This window comes from Zunongwangia atlantica 22II14-10F7 (genome assembly GCF_002094855.1).
Lineage (GTDB): Bacteria > Bacteroidota > Bacteroidia > Flavobacteriales > Flavobacteriaceae > Zunongwangia > Zunongwangia atlantica.
Map to the genome: position 1 here is coordinate 193,786 of NZ_ARYN01000009.1, position 18,992 is coordinate 212,777.

Consider the following 18,992-nt stretch of genomic DNA (forward strand, 5'->3'; position numbering starts at 1 on the left):
TAATTTCGGATTATTTTAGGGTTTTTAGGGGAATAAGTTTAACAGGACTAACTAATCCTGAAGGCATAGGATCCCATTTGGTAGCATCAAATTTTTCGTAATCTTTATTTACCATATTAATTTCGTAGAAGGTTTTCCATTCTTCTCCTCTCATTTCTTTAGCTCGCAATCTATTAGCGGCAAGATTGGTTACTTTTACGGTTAATTTATTTTCTCCTTCTTTTAAATCTTTTAAAACAAGCTCGAAAGGAACTGACCAATACCGGCCAACATACTCGTCATTCAACCAAACCTGGGCACTTTCTCTAACATCTCCAAGATCTAATTTCCAATATTCTACACTTTCATCTGGATTTTTAAAAGTGGTTTCATAAATGCCTGTTCCAGAAAAATTAGCGGCTGTTTCATCGATTTTCGTCCAGCTTTTTAATTCTGAAAGCTCATTGGGTCTTGGCAATTCTGGTCCTCCATTCTCAAAACTAAGGCTCCAGTTTTCTAAAACAATAGCATCTCCAGCGGTTTCAAAATAGTCCAAGGCTGGTGCATCAAAACTTTCAGCTGTTTTTACAAGTAGAGATTGTCCTGGTTTTATTTGAAGTCTTACCAGCAATTTATTTTCTGAGGTTTTAGTCTCTGCAATTCCCAGATTTTGATTTAATGGATCTAAAATTAAAGCTGCTTTTTCTTCGGAATTTAGTGGAATAAACTCATCAATGCTTCTTGAAGTATGGTTGACCAAAAAATAGATCTTACCATCTTCATCGGCTCGTCTAATGTATTTGAGTCCGCTTTGCACCAAAGTCTCAGGATTAATATTGGATGATTTCAGGCTGGATTTTACATCCGCTGAAATTGTAATTTTCTCGTTTAATTTTTTCAGCTTTTGGTTCGCCGTCTTGTAATCTTTAAATCCTGGAACACTTTCTGGTTTGGCTTCAAAAATAATATTGGCCCCGGCTTCCTGCAGTTCTACTAACTTTTGCATTGTTTTAAGCGGAATAAACTTAGCTTCAGGAATAATTAAACTTGAAAAAGTTCCGCCAGGTAATTTTAATTTCCCATTTACAACTTTAGCCTGCTCGATAAAACGATCTGAAATAAAATCGATTCCGTAGCCATTTTGCATCAAATTGGTAGATAATTTATAAAAAGACGTATGCGTTAACCATTCTTCTAAAGAATGAATTTTAAGCTGAACAAACAGATTTGCATCGTAATACGAATTCCAGATATCATAAATAGGCCAATACACCAGATTTTCATTATCTGCTTTACCTTCTTGCAACATCGATTGCACATTGGTTAAGTAAGAAAATAATCCAGGAGCATCTTTCCAAATAGTATTTTTTGGACTAAAATTTACAGAAGCATAAAACTTCCAACCCGGCCAACCGGCGCGCTCTGGCGAATAAGTTGAACCATGTAAAAACATATGATTTACGCCATTAAGTAATAATTCTTCAGCCTCTGGTTTTGTTTGTGAAAGTGCTGTTTTAAAATGCTCACGAAGCCAGGTAAAAGACTCTGAAGAAATTAAAGGTCTACCCGCCACATGACCTGCTGAAGATGAAAATTTAAGCATCACAGGATCTGCATCTCCTTTTCTAATATTTGCAGAATCTCTCCTAAACCCGGGAATATCAAAAGGCATTGAGCCAAAAGTTTCACATTCTGGTATATCTGCCGCGGCATATAGATCTATTAAATTTCCGGGAGAACCGTGCGCCTGCAACCTGCTTTTCATACCATTGTCGTTAGCCCAGCCCGTCCAGGGATTATCAAATTCTTCCAATAAAATATCAGAAATTGTCTCTCTAAAATCGGCTTTCACTCGGTTTCCTATTTCATCATCTTCTTTCAGCAATAACTTATCCAGATGCTTAACTAAATTATAACCTCTTCTTTTTTCGAATTGCTGAAGGAAGTCTTTGGTGAAATCTGTTCCATAAACCTCGTAACTATCATTAAAAATTGCCCTTGGTTTTTCACTAATCTTAGCAAAAGCTTCATTAAAAGGTTTTAAATAATTGTTTAGTGCATATTTCGAAAAATGATCTAATGTAAAACCTGCGCCACCGGGAGCAGCTCGTTTCACTTTTTGCCCGGTTTTACCAAGAAATAAAGCATAAATTGTATAATTCTGCCTTTTCGCTTTCCATTTTAATTCGGTGTTATTTTTAACATTTTCGGTAATAATTTCTGAACCACCATCTTCATTAAAGGCAACCACGGCTTGAAGAAAAACAGGATTTTTTTCGTCTTTTGGAAGTAAAGAACCTTCAAAAGTTTCTCCTTTTTCGAGTTCTATTTTATTCACCACTAATTTTGAAGCCGCATCATCTACACTTACCTGCTTACCACCATACGGCCAGCCGGTTCCTAAAACCATATCGACTCCTAAACCCAAGCTGTCACCGGTTTTTATGGTAAAATCTAAAATTTCAAGATATTCTGGAGAAAGAAAATCTAAAAAATGATCTTCTTCACCTTTTGCGCCATAAATTGGCGTAATTTCTACACCGCCCAGTCCGGCTTTTTCAAATTCGATTAAATGCTCACGGATATTTTTTTTGTCTACCGCGCTTCCCATCCACCACCAACGCGTCCAGGGTTTCATTTCCTTTTGCTGCTCTGGCCAATATTGCTGATTTTGAGCGCTTAAACTTATACTGCTAAGAATTATTGCTGAAAACAATAAATCACGAAAAATCTTCATTATAAACTTCAAATTTTGAAAAACCGAAATCGTTTTCTCATTAAGTTGTGAAAATAGCCGAAATCCTTGCAGCAAGCATCCTGTCCTATCCTGAAAAACACTGAATAAAAAGGCTAATTATTTTTCTCAACATCTTTCCCGACGGCAGTTGGGACTCCGGCTTCTTCGCCGATAATTAGATTATCAACAACCACATTTTTGGTATTGGTGATCGAAGTTCCATTGTTGGCTTTGCTAACTTTTATATTCTGAAGGTGAAGGTTTTCAACTTTACTTTCTTCAAATCCCTGGATTACCACTGCTGTTCCCGTGGCTTCTTCACATGTAATATTATTGATATAAATATCGGAAATTTTTGAGTTATGTCCCTCACCTTCGCCGTGATAAAATGAGGTTATATAAAAAAGATCTTCAGTTTTATCGAATTTCAGGTTATCGATATAAATATCTTTGATATAACCACCACGATCTGGATTGGTTTTAAAATAAATTCCGCGTTTTAGGTAGCCGTGCGCTTTGCAATTCTGCACGAATACATTTCGCACGCCGGCACTCATTTCACTCCCGATTACAAAAGCGTGTAAACCTTTCAGCAAGCAGTTTCGCATCACAATATTTTCTGAAGGTGTGGCGGCATTTGCTCTTCCTTCATCGTCTCTACCGGCTTTTATCGCTACGTTGTCATCGCCATTATCGAAAGTAACGTCTTCGATTAAAACATCGCTCGTATATTCTAAATCGATGCCGTCGTTATTACTGTTGTGCGAATCGTAAGACAAGCCGCGCAAAGTGGCGCTTTTACATTTTAGCAAATGAATGCACCAAAACGGCGCATTTTCAATTCTTATATCTTCAATTAAAATACTTTCTGAATTTACCAATTGCAATAATTGTGGACGCAAATAACTGCCTTCTCCAAATTGTCGATCTTGAAGCGGAGTCGAATTATGATTCATCTCCCTACTTTTTTGCTTTGCAGGATCTTCTTTACTTTTCCAGCTTTGCCAGAATTCTTTTCCGTTTCCGTTTATGGTTCCACTTCCGGTGATGGCAACGTTTTTTAAGTTATTGCCATAAATTAGCGGACTATAATTGTATAACATCGTCCCTTCCCAACTGGTCAACACCATTGGGTAATCTTTAGGATTGGTGCCGAAATTCAGCAATACGCCTTCAGCTAAATGAAGTTCCATATTACTGATTAAATGAATTGGCCCTTCCAATTGATATTCGCCTTTTGGAACGATTAATTTTCCACCGCCTTTTTTTTGAAGTGATTTTATAGCTTTATCAAAAGCTTTTTTACTGTCTTTTGCTGAATTTGGTTTCGCTCCATAATCTAAAACCGAAACCTCAACTTCAGGAATTTCAGGCAACTGAATTCGGTTGACGATCTCATCAATTCGAGTTTGTTTTTCTTCCGAAGAAAGCTGAGCAAAATTCAGCATCGGAAAAAAAACCAATAAACTAACTAAAAACTTAAGTTTATTCATCCAAAAAATCTTCCCGAATAGGATTAAACACATCGATTAAAACTCCGGGTTCCAGGCATTCAGCGCCGTGTTCGGTATTTGGTAATACAAAAAAACCATCGCCGGCTTCTAAAACTTTAGAGTCTCCATTAATCGTAATTTTGAATTTCCCGGAAGCCACATACGACCCCTGTGTATGAAAATGATCGTGTAAAGCTCCAATCGCACCTTTTTCAAATTTCACTTTCACTAACATTAACTGCGGATTATAACCGATGAATTTTCGGGTAATACCTTCCGCAGCATACTCCCATTCGCTCTCGTTGTCTTTGAAAAAAATTGGTGGTGTGTACATTATAAAATTTCTTTTTTAAGGGTAGATTCTTTGATGTATTTCTTTAAAGGTAAATCTTTTTTAGCGATTTCCTGTAGCGCCAAAATGGCGACCAAGGTTGCGCCTTTCTCAGATAAATGTGTGTTATCGCTTTTTCCGTCGGGATAATAAGCCACTTCTCCCGGCTCAAAATGCAAATGCAGATCGGCCGACTCTTCCGCTCCAAATTTTACTTCTAACTGCTCGGTTAACCATTGCATATCGATAAACGGAACATCCAGATCTTTAGCAACCATTCTAACCACCAAAGGATATTCACCATGCGTATCGACCAAAGTTCCTTGTTCATTAAAATTTCTACGAACAATCGAGCTCATTAAAATTGGCGTTGCGCCTTTTTCCCGAGTTTCCTTTACGTATTTCTCTAAGTTATAACGATATTCGGTAAACGGATGGGTAAATCGATCTGGCGACTTAATTTTCTGGTCGTTATGCCCAAACTGAATGATCACAAAATCACCCGGTTTTAATTTATCATAAACCGTTTTCCATCTTCCTTCACCAATAAAACTTTTAGAACTACGCCCATTCACCGCATGATTTTCTATTTTAATTTCATCGTTCATTAACTCAGACAACATTTGTCCCCAGCCGTGTTCTGGGTTTTCGTCCGGATTCTTTTTATCGGCCATTGTAGAATCGCCGATAAGATATAATGTTTGCGCTTTTACCGAAATCACCATCAAAAAAATGGCTAAAAAACTAACTAATTTTGATCTCATAATTGTATAATTTGGGCATTCCCCATATCCCATTCGGGCTAAGTGTCAGGCTCTCGCTACTCGCTTTTTGCTTAGCCAAAAAAAGGCCAAACAAAAGAGCTTAAACACGCTGCTCGATCCTTAATGCGATTAAACTTACTCGTTAGGATTCCAGTCGTTTTGGTTTCCCGAGAATATATTTTTAATGGTATATTTTTTTAACTCAGCTTCAGTGAGTTGATGCGACCAGGCTATACGAGTTTCAGGAGAAGCACCTTTGCCTTTGCTTTGATATTCTGCGTAATAAGTTGTTTTTTCTTTCTGCGGAAACATTTTATCGCCCGTCCAAGGATCCCAGCCTTTTTCAACAATATGTTCGCCTAAAGTTGAGTTGATAAAAACCGTTTTTGCATAAGAGCGCCAAGGTCTTCCTAAATAAACTTTGTCTACACCATCTTTCGCAATTAACTCGCTATCAAAAAATACATATCCAAATTCCTGATTTGCCGGAGTTGCAGCTGCGGTGACATAAGAATTCGCCAGACTTTTAATCGTACACTCTTCAAAAACACAGGTAGCTTGACCAAAAATAAAATCGGTTGTTCCTTCGATATAGCAGTTCTTATAATATTGACGGCTGCCCTCTGTTGCCGTGTATAATGTGTCCTGGCATCCTAACAAATTACAGTTTTCAGCCATAAATCGATCGCCTTCTACATGAAGCGCCACCGCCTGTCCACTTTCACACCAGGTATTTTGAATCGTTAAATTTCTAAAATGAATATCATCCCCCTGAACTAAAACGGTGTACGAAGTAAACGTATTTAGTTTTTCTCCGGTAACTTTATCGATCTTCCCCGAATAATCATTCCCCTGAATAATCGTTCCCTCTTGGCTCTCACCAATTAAACTAAGCTGATGCTTCCAGGTTGGGATTATAATTTTCTCGTTGTAAACTCCATTTTTGATAAATATTTCTACTTCACCCGGACCTAAGTCCCGAGTGGAATTTACTGCTTCATGAATGGTTTCAAAATCACCTGTTCCGTCCTTTGCTACTGTGATTTTAAGATAAGGTTCCTGTGCTGAAGCAATTTGAACAGCGAAAAAAAGTATCCATATTTTAAACAATCTTAATATCATTATTCTCTAAAAATTTTATTCAAAAAGGAAACAGTATAATCTAAAGTCGGTTGAAACCAGGGCTCTAATAACCAAAAAGAATGCGGAGAATTCTCCAATGTATGTACTTCAGAATAGATACCATATTTATCCATTATTTTGATCATATCGTCACGCCCGGCATGAAATCTTGGCATCGAACTATTGATAAACAAAGTTGGTGGCGTTTTTTCACCAACATATTCTAAGGGAGAAGCCTCTTTCCAATTTTTAGGATTTTCAGTACGAGAGCCATCTAACCAAAGTCCGGCAATTTCACCTTCAGCATTGGCTTCAGGATGAATAAAAGAAACAATTCCGTCTATATTTACGATCGCCTGAACTTCCGAAGATATTTCTTCACTCTGCTCATGGTAGATTTCAAAATTTGGAGTCAAACCAACCAATGTTGCCAATTGCGCCCCGGCAGAAGTTCCTAAAACTGCTATTTTATCTGAGTCGATATTGTAGGTTTTCGCATTAGATTTTATCCAGCGTATGGCATCTTTAATATCGATCACTGCGGCAGGATACACTGCTTCCTGACTCAGTCTATAAGCAACAGTTACTGCTACAAATCCATTTTCAGCAAGATTTTGCGCCATGATACGCTGATTTTCTTTGCTTCCGGAAATCCATCCACCACCGTGAATCAACAAAATTACAGGCGCTTTTTCTTCCGCACAAAAAACAGGTCGGTAAATATCTAATTTGAGTATTGAGCTTGCTGTTTCTTTATATTCAATATCTTCTTCAGCAATAATATTTTCAGAAATTAGAGGCTTAATAGATTTTATAAACGGATAATCCTTTTTATATTTTTCTACAGTTGTGGAAATGGTATAAGGCCGCACCTCTACCTTTTTTTGGGCAAAGGTGCTTTGGCCTAAAACCAAAATTACAAACACAACAATGAAATTTTTAGTCACTTTTTACTTATTCAATTCTAAGCTAGCCAAAATAAATGGCCCTGTTCCTTTGGGATCGTTAGAACGAATTTTTTCATTCACATAATATTCAAAAGATGCATCGCGATAGGGGTCTCCGCCAAGACCCGCAACCGCACAACACTGGTTGAGATTTACAGTTCCGTCTTCTTCAACAGTGATTAAATTATCTAAAATTCCCTGATAGGTTTTTTCAGCTTCATCTAAATATTTCTCTGGTAAATAACCATTATTAACAGCTTTAGCGAAAGTATATACAAACATAGACGATCCAGTAGCTTCAAGGTAATTCCCCTCTTTATCACCTTTATCCAAAACCTGGTACCAAAGTCCGGTTTCCTGATCTTGAACTTTTAATAAAGCTTCAGCATAACTTTCTAAATAACCAATTATTTTTTCTCTTCCGGGATGATCTTCTGGCAAATAATCTAAAACATCGACCATTGCCATACCGTACCAACCCATTGCTCTAGACCAGAAATTTGGTGAAGTACCGGTTTCTTTGTTGGCCCATTTTTGCTCCTTACTCTCGTCCCAACCGTGATATAAGAGTCCGGTTTCTTCATCTAAAGTATGTTCCTGGATAAGATCGAACTGGCGTACAATTTCGTCGTAAGCTTTCTGTGCTTCCTCATCTTCACTAAACATTTGGGTATAATGCGCATAAAAAGGTTCCGCCATATATAAACCATCTAACCACATTTGGTGTGTATATCGTTTCTTATGCCAAAATCCTCCATCTGAAGTTTTTGGCTGGCCATCTAATTGCTTTCGTAAAGTATCAGCTGCTTTTTTAAAGCGATCCTCTTTAGTTTTTGGATATAGATACAGTAAAACATCTCCAGATTTTATCATATCCAGATTATATTTTTCAATATCGTAAGTTTTTATAGTCCCATTATCCTCTATTAAAACATCGGCATAATCATAAATATAATTATAATATTTTTCTTTTTTGGTTTGTTGAAAAACACCTTTAGCTGCTGTTAAAACCAAACCATTAGTGTAACTCCATCTAGCTTTATCTACAAAATCCAGCTTTGATGCTTCTGGAAATCTTTTTATTTCTGAAAGCAACATACGCTCAGACCATTTAAGATCTTTTGAAATACCTTCTTTTGTAGTTTCAATATTAGATGTTTCAGCGGCATTTTTGTTTTCATTTTTGCATGAAAACATCACTAAAATAATCATTAAAATTGCTAGCGAACTTAAAGCAAGACTATATTCTCTTTTCTTCATTTTAATTTAATTTACCGTTTTCCTGAAGTGTATTTAAATGCTCATCTAAACTTTGCACAAATTCCTCTTCACTTGCCAATCCATTTTTTTCCTGCTCCCAGGCTGCTAAAATGTAATAGGAAACTGCATTTGTAGTTGGTTTAAAGATCACTAGATGATCATGTGGCCCTTCCTGAATTTTTTCTACTTCTGAAGTTTTATAAAATATGGCCATACCCAATTGATCTTCGTCACTTACCAGTGTTTGTGTACCATAGGTTGCGATATAACCCCACTCGCCATCTTCACTCTTCTTCTCCGTTAAAGGAATATCTTCAAATTTTACAATTCCGGTAGTTAGCCCCTCTATTTCTGCGGAAGGTTTTAAATCTATCTTACTAAATCTTCCTTCAGGATAAATACTGAAAGTCGCATCCAAATCAATAGAATCTTCACCGGTTACCCAATCATCATAATCGATGAAAACTGATGATTTTTTTTCGCTATTTTCTACTGAAGCTATTGTATTTCTTACGTTTCTAAAATGAGCAACAGAATCGTTCATGTATCTCCCATAACCGCCAAGTCCTACAGATCTTCCCGCTTTTAAAATATCCTGCCCCCATCCTGAGTCGTGGTGGTAATCTTCATAATTTTCCTGCCCAACATAAGGCAGCACAATAGTATCTTCTTTCTTTCCCCAAATATCTATAGCATTTCTCCAATCCAGATAAAATCTAAATCCAACCTGGCTATTTTCCCATCCTGGCCCTTCGTACCGAATATAATAAGCATGATCGCTATGGCCTTCTGGCAACTGTAACGAATCGACATTCATAAACTCGCCACCACCAAATTTCTCTGGTTTCCAATCGTCACCTTTTCTAATAGATAACTCGGCGTAAGTTTTTGCATTTTTATCTGGTTTTTGCCAGGAAGTTTTGGTTTGCGATTCTTCAGTTTCAGTTTGAGTTTGGTCGTCTTTCTTTTGGTCTTTACAAGCAGTAAAGATCAAAATTGAGGCAAGAAAGGCTGGTAAAATAATTCTTTTCATAATTTACTGGTTTTGGATAGGTATAAAGTCAAAGAGAAGCGTGTATTTACATGCTCCTCTTGTGACTAACCAATCAACTTAAAATAATCTAAACATCTACTAACTTAAATAGGATACTGTTTAAAGTTCGATTTATTTCTCTATTTTGATAATGCGGGTTTTAGGTTTATTCTTTTTATTAGCATAACTCAGTTTAACCGTATCTTCTTGCAAATCTTCTTCTTTTTGAAGCTTTAATTGAAAATCTGCTTCTTTTGAAGTATCAATCGTTTTCGTAGTAAAACCAATATAATTAACTACAACTTTAGAATCTGCCGGAATATGCATTTCAAAATTTCCCTTGGCATCGGTAGTACTTCCATAAGCAGTATTAGGAACAAAAAGATTTACGCCTTTCAGGGCCTTTCCTTCTTCTGAAGTAACGGTACCAGATATAGTTTTAAATTCCTGTGCATTTATTTGGTTAAACAAACCCATCCCCAGCATTACTAAAAATACCATTAAAAATTTGCTGTAATTTCTATCATTCTTTCTCATCGTTCATCCAGATTAATTAATTAGTAATTTATTTTTTGTAGTTAATATAGAACTACATTTTTTCGCCATTGATGATTACATTTTCGTAATTGACAGGATCTGCATCAGTAATTTTTTCAGCAGTATCTGCACCATCAATAGTTATATTTTTAAGATTAATATTTGAAACTTTAGATCCTTCACGGCCAGCGATTAAAATTCCGTATTTACCTGCATTTTTCACCGTCACGTCTTCCATGTAAATATTAGAGATTTCAGGAAAAAATTCTCCATCCTGATTATCATAAATTCCGTAGTGAAGATTTACTTTAAGCATGGCTTCTTTTACCTGGCCAACCTTTACGTTTTTCACATAAACGCCATCTACAAAACCTCCTCTTAAAGTATTGGTCTTAATCCTAATGGCTCTATCTAAATTTGGACTATCCATCGTACAGTTTCTAACAAATACATTTCGTACACCGGCTGAAATCTCACTTCCCATCACTACTCCACCGTGGCCATCTTTCATTTCGCAATCCTCTACGATGATGTTTTCACTAGGAATATTTACCCGGCGGCCGTCGTTATTTCTACCAGATTTAATGGCTATACAGTCGTCTCCTGTATTAAACAAACAGTTCTTAATATGTACATTCTTAGCATATTCTGGATCACAACCATCATTATTTGGACCATGGCTATTTACGGTCACACCATCTACCGTGATATTATTCGATTTTATAGGATGAATTACCCAAAATGGTGCATTGGTAAAAGTCACTCCTTGAACGAGAACGTTTTCGCAACTAAAGGACTCAAAGAAAGTAGGACGTAATTGATGTCCCTCTCCAAAAACACGATCTGCAACAGGAGTACCCTCTTCATTCATTTTTCTTAATGAAGGTAAGTTATGATCATCTTTTTGTTGCGGTGTTCCCTCTTTATGCCCGTATCTTTCGGCACCACACCACGGCCACCAGTTTTCATTATCGGCCTGCCCGTTAAATGTACCTTTGCCTGTCACGGCAATATTTTCCTGTTCGAAAGCATAAATTAACGGCGAATAATTCATTAGCTCTACACCTTCGTAAGAAGTATGTACCACTGGCAAATAATCCTGCTTTTCTTTGCTGAACAATACTTCTGCTCCTTCTTCTAAGTGAAGGTTTACGTTACTTTTTAAATGAATTGGCCCGGTTAGAAATTTCCCTGAAGGAACAATTACCATCCCGCCTCCTGCTTCGTTACAGGCTGCGATGGCTTTTTTAAAAGCTTCAGAATTTTTTGTTGTTCCATCGGCAACCGCACCATAATCGAGTACATTAAATTCTTTATCCTGAAATTGTGGAATTTTGATCTCTTTTAAAATGGCTTCAGCTTTATCCCATCCTTCCAAATCCTGGATTTCCTCTGTTTTAACTTCAGCAACATTTTCACTTTCCTTTTTTTCATTTTTACATGAAAACAGGATAGCACAGGATGCAAAAATCAATATTCTTAATCTTGAAATCATAAATTATTAAAATTACAGGTATATTTTTGTAATCGATTGCACTAATTTAAAGTTTAATTATCAATATGCCAAAAAATTCAACTTAAAAATAAACATTTTCTAGTTATGAAGTTTAAAAATAATAGATAATTACCTTTTAAACACCCATAATACCTAGAAGGTACTCTGGTTTTTAAATCTAATTCTTATATTGTGAAATATTTTATTCGAAATAAATTTAATACTACTTCACACTAAATGGCTGAAAAAGTTACCATTTATGATATTTCTAAAAAGCTTAAAATAAGTGCAGCAACGGTCTCACGAGCATTAAATGATAATCCTAAGATTAGTGCAAAAACACGTGAGCTGGTTTTAAAGACCGCTGCAGAAATGAATTACAAGCAAAATAGATTGGCGCAGGCTTTAAAAAGTGGTCGTACCAATAATGTTGGGGTTATTGTGCCGTATATTAACAGGAGCTTTTTTTCTAGTGTAATTCGTGGTATCGAAGAAGAACTTTCTCCGCATGGTTATCATGTAATTATTTGCCAGACTCATGAAGATGTGAATAATGAAATTAAGCAAATTGATACGCTTTTAAATACTCAGGTAGACGGTATATTTATGTCGGTTGCTAAAACCACACAAGATACTTCTCACATAAAAAAAGCACTTGCTGAAAATACACCTTTAGTATTTTTTGATCGTAAAAAAGAAGTAAAAGGTCTAAGCTCTGTAGTGATAGATGATTTTAGAGGAGGTTATCTTGCTACTGAACATTTAATTAAACAAGGTTGTAAAAAAATTGCTCATTTTTCTGGCGATCTTAATGTTGAAATCTATAAAAACAGGCATCAGGGTTATCTAAAAGCTTTGAAAGATAATGGAATCACACCTTTAAAGCGTTTTAGTCTTCAGGTAAATAGTAAACTGGAATCGGGAATTTCAGCAATTAAAGACTTATGGGAGTTTGATGAAAAACCAGATGCTATTTTTTCTTCCAGTGATTATGCTGCTTTAGGCGCTATTCAGGAATTAAAACAAATGGGAATTAAGATTCCAGAAGACGTTTGTGTGGTTGGTTTTAGTAATGAGCCTTTTACAAAATATATGGAGCTTCCTATTACTTCTGTAGATCAAACTCCGCTTGAAATGGGAAAGATAGCTGCTCAGGTATTTTTGGAACAAATAGAAGGAAGCCAGACACTTACTGTAGAAAAGCAAGTTATACTGGCTCCCAAACTTTTTGTTAGAAATTCTTCTAATAGGAATTTATAAAGAAACGCCGCGTTTCCACGGAATAAAATCGTTTTGATTATTTTGATCGGCCTTAGCTATGGTTTCTCCACTAGCTACTGCGATAATATATTCTAAGATCTCTTCTCCCATCTCTTCGATGGTCTTTTCTCCTTTAATTACGGCTCCAGTATCGATATCTATAATATCTGGCATCCTACCTGCTAAAATCGAATTAGAAGCTACTTTAATTACGGGAGCAATGGGATTACCTGTTGGTGTTCCTAAACCTGTTGTAAATACCACAACATTAGCACCAGAGCCCACCATGGCCGTTGTACTCTCTACATCATTACCCGGCGTACAAAGCAAGTTTAAACCTGGTTTTGTAACATATTCACCATAATCTAAAATATCCTGAATTGGTGAAGTTCCTCCTTTTTTCGCTGCTCCGGCAGACTTCATCGCATCAGTAATTAAACCATCTTTGATGTTTCCTGGAGACGGATTCATATCGAATCCCGAACCAGAAGCTTCAGCAGCATCTTCGTAGGCTCGCATTAATTCTAGAAATCTTTTCGCTTTTTCGTCATCAACACAACGATTCACTAACTCCTGCTCTACTCCGCATAACTCCGGAAATTCAGATAAAATTGGAGAACCGCCCAGAGCCGAAAGTAAATCTGAAGCATATCCTAAAGATGGATTTGCTGAAATTCCTGAAAAGCCATCTGAGCCACCACATTCTAAACCTAATTTTAGTTTAGATAATGGAGCCGGTTTTCGTTGAATTTCGTTCGCTTTTTTAATTCCGTCGAAAGATTCCCGAATAATCTTATTCAGCATATCATCAATGGTTCCTTCCTGCTGCTGCTCATAAATTAAAATTGGTTTCTTCAAATCTGGATTAATGGTATCCATCGCTTTTTGAAAAATATCGATTTGAAGATTCTGGCAGCCTAAACTTAGTACCGTCGCACCAGCTACATTAGGATTGTTTACGTATCCCGCCAACAGTTTGGCTAAGGAAACCGAATCCTGACGAATACCGCCACAACCTCCCTGGTGAGTGATAAAACGAACCTCGATATTATCGAATATTGCATCCTCTTCTTCAGGCTCTTCTTCGCTGAGTTCGATATTATTTCCGCTAATTAAATTCCGTAGTAATTTTCGCTGTTTACTGGATTTATGAAAGGAAAGTTCTTTTTCAAAAACATCTTTTAGCAATTCTACATTTCGGTTCTCACAAAAGACTAACGGAAAAAACAACCAAGTATTTGCAGTTCCCACCTGTCCATCTTCACGATGATATCCCAAAAAGGTTCTGTCTTTCCATTTAGAAATATCTGGCGCAGTGTACGAAACAGTTTCTGTTCTACCAGTAGTGGTACTGGCTTGATGTTTTACATTATCTACAGTAAGCACATCTCCTTTTTTAATAGTTTCAGTAGCTTTTCCTACTAAAACACCGTACATATAAATCTTACTTTCTGGCTCTAGATCGACCATTGTGATCTTATGTTTTGCCTTTACATCTGAAAGTATGATAACATCTTCCCCTTCAAAATTTATGCTATCACCCTGCCAAAGATCGGTTAAGGCAATCGCCACATTATCCTGTGGATGTACTTTTATTAGTTTGCTCTTCATCCTTCTAATTTTTTATGCTGAAAATGTTGAGGCTAAACCTTAGCTTTTTCAGTAAAATTTTTATATCCTTCTTCTATACCTTTAGATTCTATAAGTTCTAAGGCTAGTGCTACTTTATCCTGAAGCTCTGGAACTGTAGTTAAATCTACGTCCCAAAACTTTTCGTTACTTAATATGGCATAGCTAATCTCTTGATAACTATGATTCTCCCAAATTCGTTTAATTTCATTAATCACAGATTCATCATCGTTTACTGGTAAAATCTGGTTATTCCAATCGCCTCTGTAAAATCTTATTAAACAAGCAAATGCGAATACTAAATGCAAAGGTAATCGATTACAGTTTGTTTGAAAAACAAGTAAACTTGGCAATACTCTCACTTTAAATTTAGAAATTGAATTTAGCGCGATACTGGCCAGCTGATGTTTTATAAATGGATTTCTGAAACGATCTAAAACCTCTTCAGCAAATGTTTTTAATTCTTCTTCTGAAAGTGATAAAGTTGGTATAATTTCTTTGAAAATAGCTTCTTTTACGAAAGCTCCGGTGAATGAATCGTCTACGGTTTCTTTTACAGTTTCATTTCCGTAGAGTATAGAAAATGGAACCATCGTAGTATGCGCTCCATTCAAGATTCTAACTTTTCTTGTTCGATATGGCTGCATATCTTTAACCACCACAATATTCTCGTCGACCTTATCAAAAGGAATCTTAGCTTTTAGCTTCTCGTCTCCCTCGATCACCCACAGTAAAAAAACTTCAGCAGAAACAATTAATTTATCTTCAAATTCAAGCTGACTCTGGTAGGATTCGATATCATCTTTTGGATATCCAGGAACAATACGATCTACCAAAGTGTTATGAAAACTATTACTGTTATCGATCCAGGAAATAAATTCATCTTCTAATTGCCATAATTGGGCATATTGGAGGATAATTTTTTTCAAGGTATCGGCATTGTAATTAATCAATTCACACGGAATTATAGTTAATCCTTTTGAAGCATCTGCATTAAAATGTTTGAATCTTCTATACAGTAAAGCCGTTAATTTTGCCGGAAAACTTTTATGCGGAGTACCTTCTAGTGTATCTGAATCGTCATAAGCTATCCCAGCTTCAGTAGTATTCGAAATAATAAATTCCAGGCTTTCTTCTTCAGCTAATTTTAGATATTCTTCGTAATCTTTATAAGGATTTATTCCTTTCTGAATACAGGAGATAGTTCGTTGCTGCTGAATTTCTTCTCCTTGTTTCACCCCTTTCATAAAAAGGTTATATAAACCGTCCTGATCATTCAGCATTTCAACTAATCCACCAGCTAAAGGCTGAATTACTGCAACACCAGCATTGAAATTAGCTTCCTTGTTCAATTTATCTATAACATAATCTACAAAAGCGCGAAGAAAATTTCCTTCCCCAAACTGAACTACCTTAATTGGTAAAGCCTCTGTAAGTTTTGCGTTTTCTCGAGTTAATTTTTCCATCTTTAAATTCTTATCTTATTCAAATAATTTTGGCAGCCAAAGGCTAATTTCAGGGATATAGGTTACTAAAAGCAATACGATAAACATGACGACATAAAGTGGCAATAAAGGTTTCATTACTTTTTGAATCGTCGTTTTTGCGACTCCTACCCCAATAAATAATACTGCTCCTACCGGTGGAGTACATAATCCTACACATAAATTCATTACCATGATCATCCCAAAATGAATAGGATCTACGCCTAAATTTTGCATTACAGGTAATAAAATAGGCGTAAAAATAAGTATCGCCGGAGTCATATCCATAAAGGTTCCCACAAATAAAAGAAGTAGGTTTATTATAATTAGAATTACATATTTATTTTCACTTAAGCCTAATAAAAGATCACTTACGGTTTGTGGAATATTCTCGAAAGACATTACCCAACTCATACTCATCGATGTTGCTATAAGTAGTAACACGATTGCTGTAGTTCCTACTGAACTTAAGAAAATATTGTAAAGCTTCTTCAGGTTGATTTCGCGATAAATCGTAGCTAGAATTAAGGTATAAAGCACTGCAATCCCTGAAGCTTCTGTAGCCGTAAAAATACCAGACACAATTCCTCCAATAACAACCACAAGTAATAATAAACTTGGTAAAGCATCTAAAAAGCTAACCGCAATCATTTTAATACTAGATTTTGAGCCTGCAGGATATTTTTTCTTTTTAATCCATACCGATGCCACCAACATTAAAGCCAATCCCATTAAAATTCCTGGAATGTATCCGGCAAGAAATAAACTTGCAATAGAAACCCCTCCACTGGCTAAGGAATAAACAATAAGTACATTAGAAGGCGGAATAATTAATCCAGTGGTAGAACTGGTTACATTAATCGCAGCACCAAATTCCTTGGAATAATTTTCTTTTTCCATGTGCGGACCTAAAATCCCACCAATAGCTGAAGCCGCTGCAACGGCAGAGCCAGAGATCGCTCCAAACAGCATTGCTGCAATCACGTTTACGTATATGAGTCCGCCAGGAAGTGAACCAATTAATGCCTTTGCAAATTTGATGAGTCGGTTGGCAATGCCACCCTGATTCATAATTTGTCCTGCCAGTATAAAAAATGGAATAGCCAGTAAAGAAAAACTATCCAAACCGGTAGCCATACGTTGGGCAACCGTGGTAAATGCCGCAATAGATTCTATAGAAAATAAAATAGTAACCAAACAGGAAATCCCAATCGACCAGGCAACCGGTACGCCTATACTCAATAAAATCACGAAGGAAATAACCAATATTAGTATTTCTGTAATCATAGCAAGTATTTTTTAGGATTAAAGATTTCGTTGAGCTTGTAAATAATAATTAGCACTCCACTTATTGGAATCACCATATACACCACTGATAGTGGAAGATGAAGCGCTGCTGAATTCTGTCCAAGCTCGATATTCATAAGTACTAAATTTCCACCACCGATTATTAATACCGTCACACAAAAAGCGATAATTAGGATATTGATAAAAATCATCAATTTTATACGATTTTCAGGATTTAATTTAGGTGGTAAAATATTGATTGATAAATGTTCTTGTTGCCCTGAAGCATAAGCCGCTCCTAATAGACCTATCCAGATTAAAAGATATCTGGCAATCTCTTCGGTAACTGAACTTGGGTTTTGTAACACATATCTTGAAAATACCTGCCATAAAACAGCCAGTACGATAAAGCTCATTAGAAGCACTAAAGCCCCTCCCAGCAATTTGTCTAAAACTTTTTTCATAATATTATTCTACAGCCTGTATAGCTTCTATGGTTTTCTTCATTACAGGATCTTTCTTAAATTCTTCGTACATGGGCGCAACCTTCTCTCGAAAAGCTTCCTTATCTGGATAACTTACTTCTACTCCCGCTTTTTGAATTTCTTCTAAAGCATGTAGCTCTGCCTCACGCCATATCTTTTTCTCATATTCAGCAGATTCTACAGCAGCTTCCTTAAGCCAGTCTTGTTGTTGATTACTAAGCTTATTCCAAATTACTGTACTAACAATTAGTTCGTCTGGTAATGCTGTATGTTCATCTACCATAAAATATTTACAAACTTCGTAGTGATAAGAAAGATAAAAACTAGGCAGGTTATTTTCAGCACCATCAACGATTCCTTGTTGTAAAGCGGTATATAATTCTCCCCAACTAATTGGCGTTGGTGAACCTCCTAAATTCTTAACCATGTTCATGGCAGTTTGACTTTCCATTACCCTAATTTTCTGTCCAGCCAGATCATCAGGATTTTTAATTGGCTCAGTACTATAAAAGCTTCGGCTTCCAGCATCGTAAAAAGTTAAACCTCTCAAACGATTTCGTTCACTAGCAAGTAAGAGCTTTTGACCTATCTCTCCTTCCAGAACACTAAATCTATGTTCCCTATCACGAAAAAGAAATGGTAAGCCAAAAACTTTTAGTTCTGGAGCAAAATTTTCCAGAACTCCGGTAGAAACCTTTGTCATTCCAAGACTTCCGATCTGTAATAGTTCTAAGCATTCACGTTCAGACCCTAATTGCTGATTAGGATAAATATCGATGGTCATACTACCACCAGATTTCTCTTCAAGGCGTTGTGCCATAAAAACCATTGCTTTATGTACAGGATGTGAAGTATCCAGACCATGCCCCAAACGAATTACTTTAGTTTGATCTTCAGCTTCACAGCCCGCAATGAAAAGCAGGCCGATCGACATAAAAAATACCAGGTATTTCTTCTTCAATAGTTTCATGGTCGTAATGTTTTAACGATGCTAATCGCTTCTGCTACTTTCAATTTCACTTTCTCATAATCGAAAGTTCCAGCATCATTTTTTATAAAAAGCTTTGATCCAATCCCCACACAATGTACCCCGGCTGTAATCCATTCCTTTAGATTCTCTTCTGTAGGGGAAACACCGCCAGTCGGCAT

General features: G+C 36.4%; 16 protein-coding genes and 1 pseudogene. 1 reads left to right on the top strand and 16 read right to left on the bottom strand.

Annotated elements, in window-relative coordinates; genetic code table 11:
• Window positions 1-10: 10 nt before the first annotated feature.
• From IIF7_RS11515 to IIF7_RS11560, 10 genes are all read right to left on the bottom strand, one after another.
• Window positions 11-2,716, bottom strand: coding sequence for a glycosyl hydrolase (locus IIF7_RS11515; protein ID WP_084841838.1), 2,706 nt, complete (start codon window positions 2,714-2,716; stop codon window positions 11-13).
• A gap of 113 nt (window positions 2,717-2,829) precedes the next feature.
• Window positions 2,830-4,209 carry a glycoside hydrolase family 28 protein gene (locus IIF7_RS11520; protein WP_084841839.1) on the bottom strand — a complete coding sequence of 460 codons (1,380 nt, stop codon included), beginning with the start codon at window positions 4,207-4,209 and terminating at the stop codon, window positions 2,830-2,832.
• Window positions 4,202-4,543, bottom strand: a complete 342-nt coding sequence (locus IIF7_RS11525) for a cupin domain-containing protein (RefSeq protein ID WP_084841840.1) — start codon at window positions 4,541-4,543, stop codon at window positions 4,202-4,204. The genes IIF7_RS11520 and IIF7_RS11525 overlap by 8 nt, the downstream gene beginning before the upstream one ends.
• The gene (locus IIF7_RS11530; protein WP_084841865.1) at window positions 4,543-5,304 is read right to left on the bottom strand and encodes a rhamnogalacturonan acetylesterase; all 762 of its coding nucleotides are present in this window, start codon (window positions 5,302-5,304) and stop codon (window positions 4,543-4,545) included. The genes IIF7_RS11525 and IIF7_RS11530 overlap by 1 nt, the downstream gene beginning before the upstream one ends.
• 135 nt (window positions 5,305-5,439) lie before the next feature.
• A complete protein-coding gene (locus IIF7_RS11535) occupies window positions 5,440-6,426 on the bottom strand; it encodes a pectinesterase family protein (RefSeq protein WP_084841841.1) in 987 nt (328 codons plus the stop codon).
• A complete protein-coding gene (locus IIF7_RS11540; RefSeq protein ID WP_084841842.1) occupies window positions 6,426-7,373 on the bottom strand; it encodes an alpha/beta hydrolase in 948 nt (315 codons plus the stop codon). The genes IIF7_RS11535 and IIF7_RS11540 overlap by 1 nt, the downstream gene beginning before the upstream one ends.
• 3 nt (window positions 7,374-7,376) lie before the next feature.
• The gene (locus tag IIF7_RS11545; protein WP_084841843.1) at window positions 7,377-8,633 is read right to left on the bottom strand and encodes a glycoside hydrolase family 88/105 protein; all 1,257 of its coding nucleotides are present in this window, start codon (window positions 8,631-8,633) and stop codon (window positions 7,377-7,379) included.
• A 1-nt stretch (window position 8,634) separates the two neighbouring features.
• On the bottom strand, window positions 8,635-9,666 hold the full coding sequence (locus IIF7_RS11550; protein ID WP_084841844.1) for a DUF4861 family protein: 1,032 nt from the start codon (window positions 9,664-9,666) through the stop codon (window positions 8,635-8,637).
• 132 nt (window positions 9,667-9,798) lie between these two features.
• The gene (locus IIF7_RS11555) at window positions 9,799-10,203 is read right to left on the bottom strand and encodes a carboxypeptidase-like regulatory domain-containing protein (protein ID WP_084841845.1); all 405 of its coding nucleotides are present in this window, start codon (window positions 10,201-10,203) and stop codon (window positions 9,799-9,801) included.
• 52 nt (window positions 10,204-10,255) lie between these two features.
• A complete protein-coding gene (locus tag IIF7_RS11560; protein WP_084841846.1) occupies window positions 10,256-11,698 on the bottom strand; it encodes a glycoside hydrolase family 28 protein in 1,443 nt (480 codons plus the stop codon).
• Between the two features lie 237 nt (window positions 11,699-11,935).
• Between IIF7_RS11560 and IIF7_RS11565 the strand changes: the two genes are divergently transcribed.
• Entirely contained in the window at window positions 11,936-12,958 is a 1,023-nt protein-coding gene (locus tag IIF7_RS11565) for a LacI family DNA-binding transcriptional regulator (protein WP_084841847.1), read from the top strand.
• Here IIF7_RS11565 and IIF7_RS11570 read toward each other — a convergent pair.
• The 6 genes and pseudogenes from IIF7_RS11570 to IIF7_RS11595 form a co-directional block, all read right to left on the bottom strand.
• Window positions 12,953-14,569: a UxaA family hydrolase gene (locus IIF7_RS11570; RefSeq protein WP_084841848.1), complete on the bottom strand. Its 1,617-nt coding sequence runs from the start codon at window positions 14,567-14,569 to the stop codon at window positions 12,953-12,955. The genes IIF7_RS11565 and IIF7_RS11570 overlap by 6 nt on opposite strands.
• A gap of 32 nt (window positions 14,570-14,601) precedes the next feature.
• Window positions 14,602-16,053: a tagaturonate reductase gene (locus IIF7_RS11575; RefSeq protein ID WP_084841849.1), complete on the bottom strand. Its 1,452-nt coding sequence runs from the start codon at window positions 16,051-16,053 to the stop codon at window positions 14,602-14,604.
• A 15-nt stretch (window positions 16,054-16,068) separates the two neighbouring features.
• Window positions 16,069-17,358, bottom strand: coding sequence for a TRAP transporter large permease (locus IIF7_RS11580; RefSeq protein WP_084841850.1), 1,290 nt, complete (start codon window positions 17,356-17,358; stop codon window positions 16,069-16,071).
• Window positions 17,355-17,822, bottom strand: coding sequence for a TRAP transporter small permease (locus tag IIF7_RS11585; protein WP_176218946.1), 468 nt, complete (start codon window positions 17,820-17,822; stop codon window positions 17,355-17,357). The genes IIF7_RS11580 and IIF7_RS11585 overlap by 4 nt, the downstream gene beginning before the upstream one ends.
• Before the next feature lie 4 nt (window positions 17,823-17,826).
• Complete coding sequence (locus IIF7_RS11590; protein ID WP_084841852.1) at window positions 17,827-18,813, bottom strand: TRAP transporter substrate-binding protein; 987 nt, start codon at window positions 18,811-18,813, stop codon at window positions 17,827-17,829.
• Window positions 18,810-18,992: pseudogene (locus IIF7_RS11595) on the bottom strand (bifunctional 4-hydroxy-2-oxoglutarate aldolase/2-dehydro-3-deoxy-phosphogluconate aldolase); the annotation flags it as partial. The gene IIF7_RS11590 and the pseudogene IIF7_RS11595, both read right to left, overlap by 4 nt.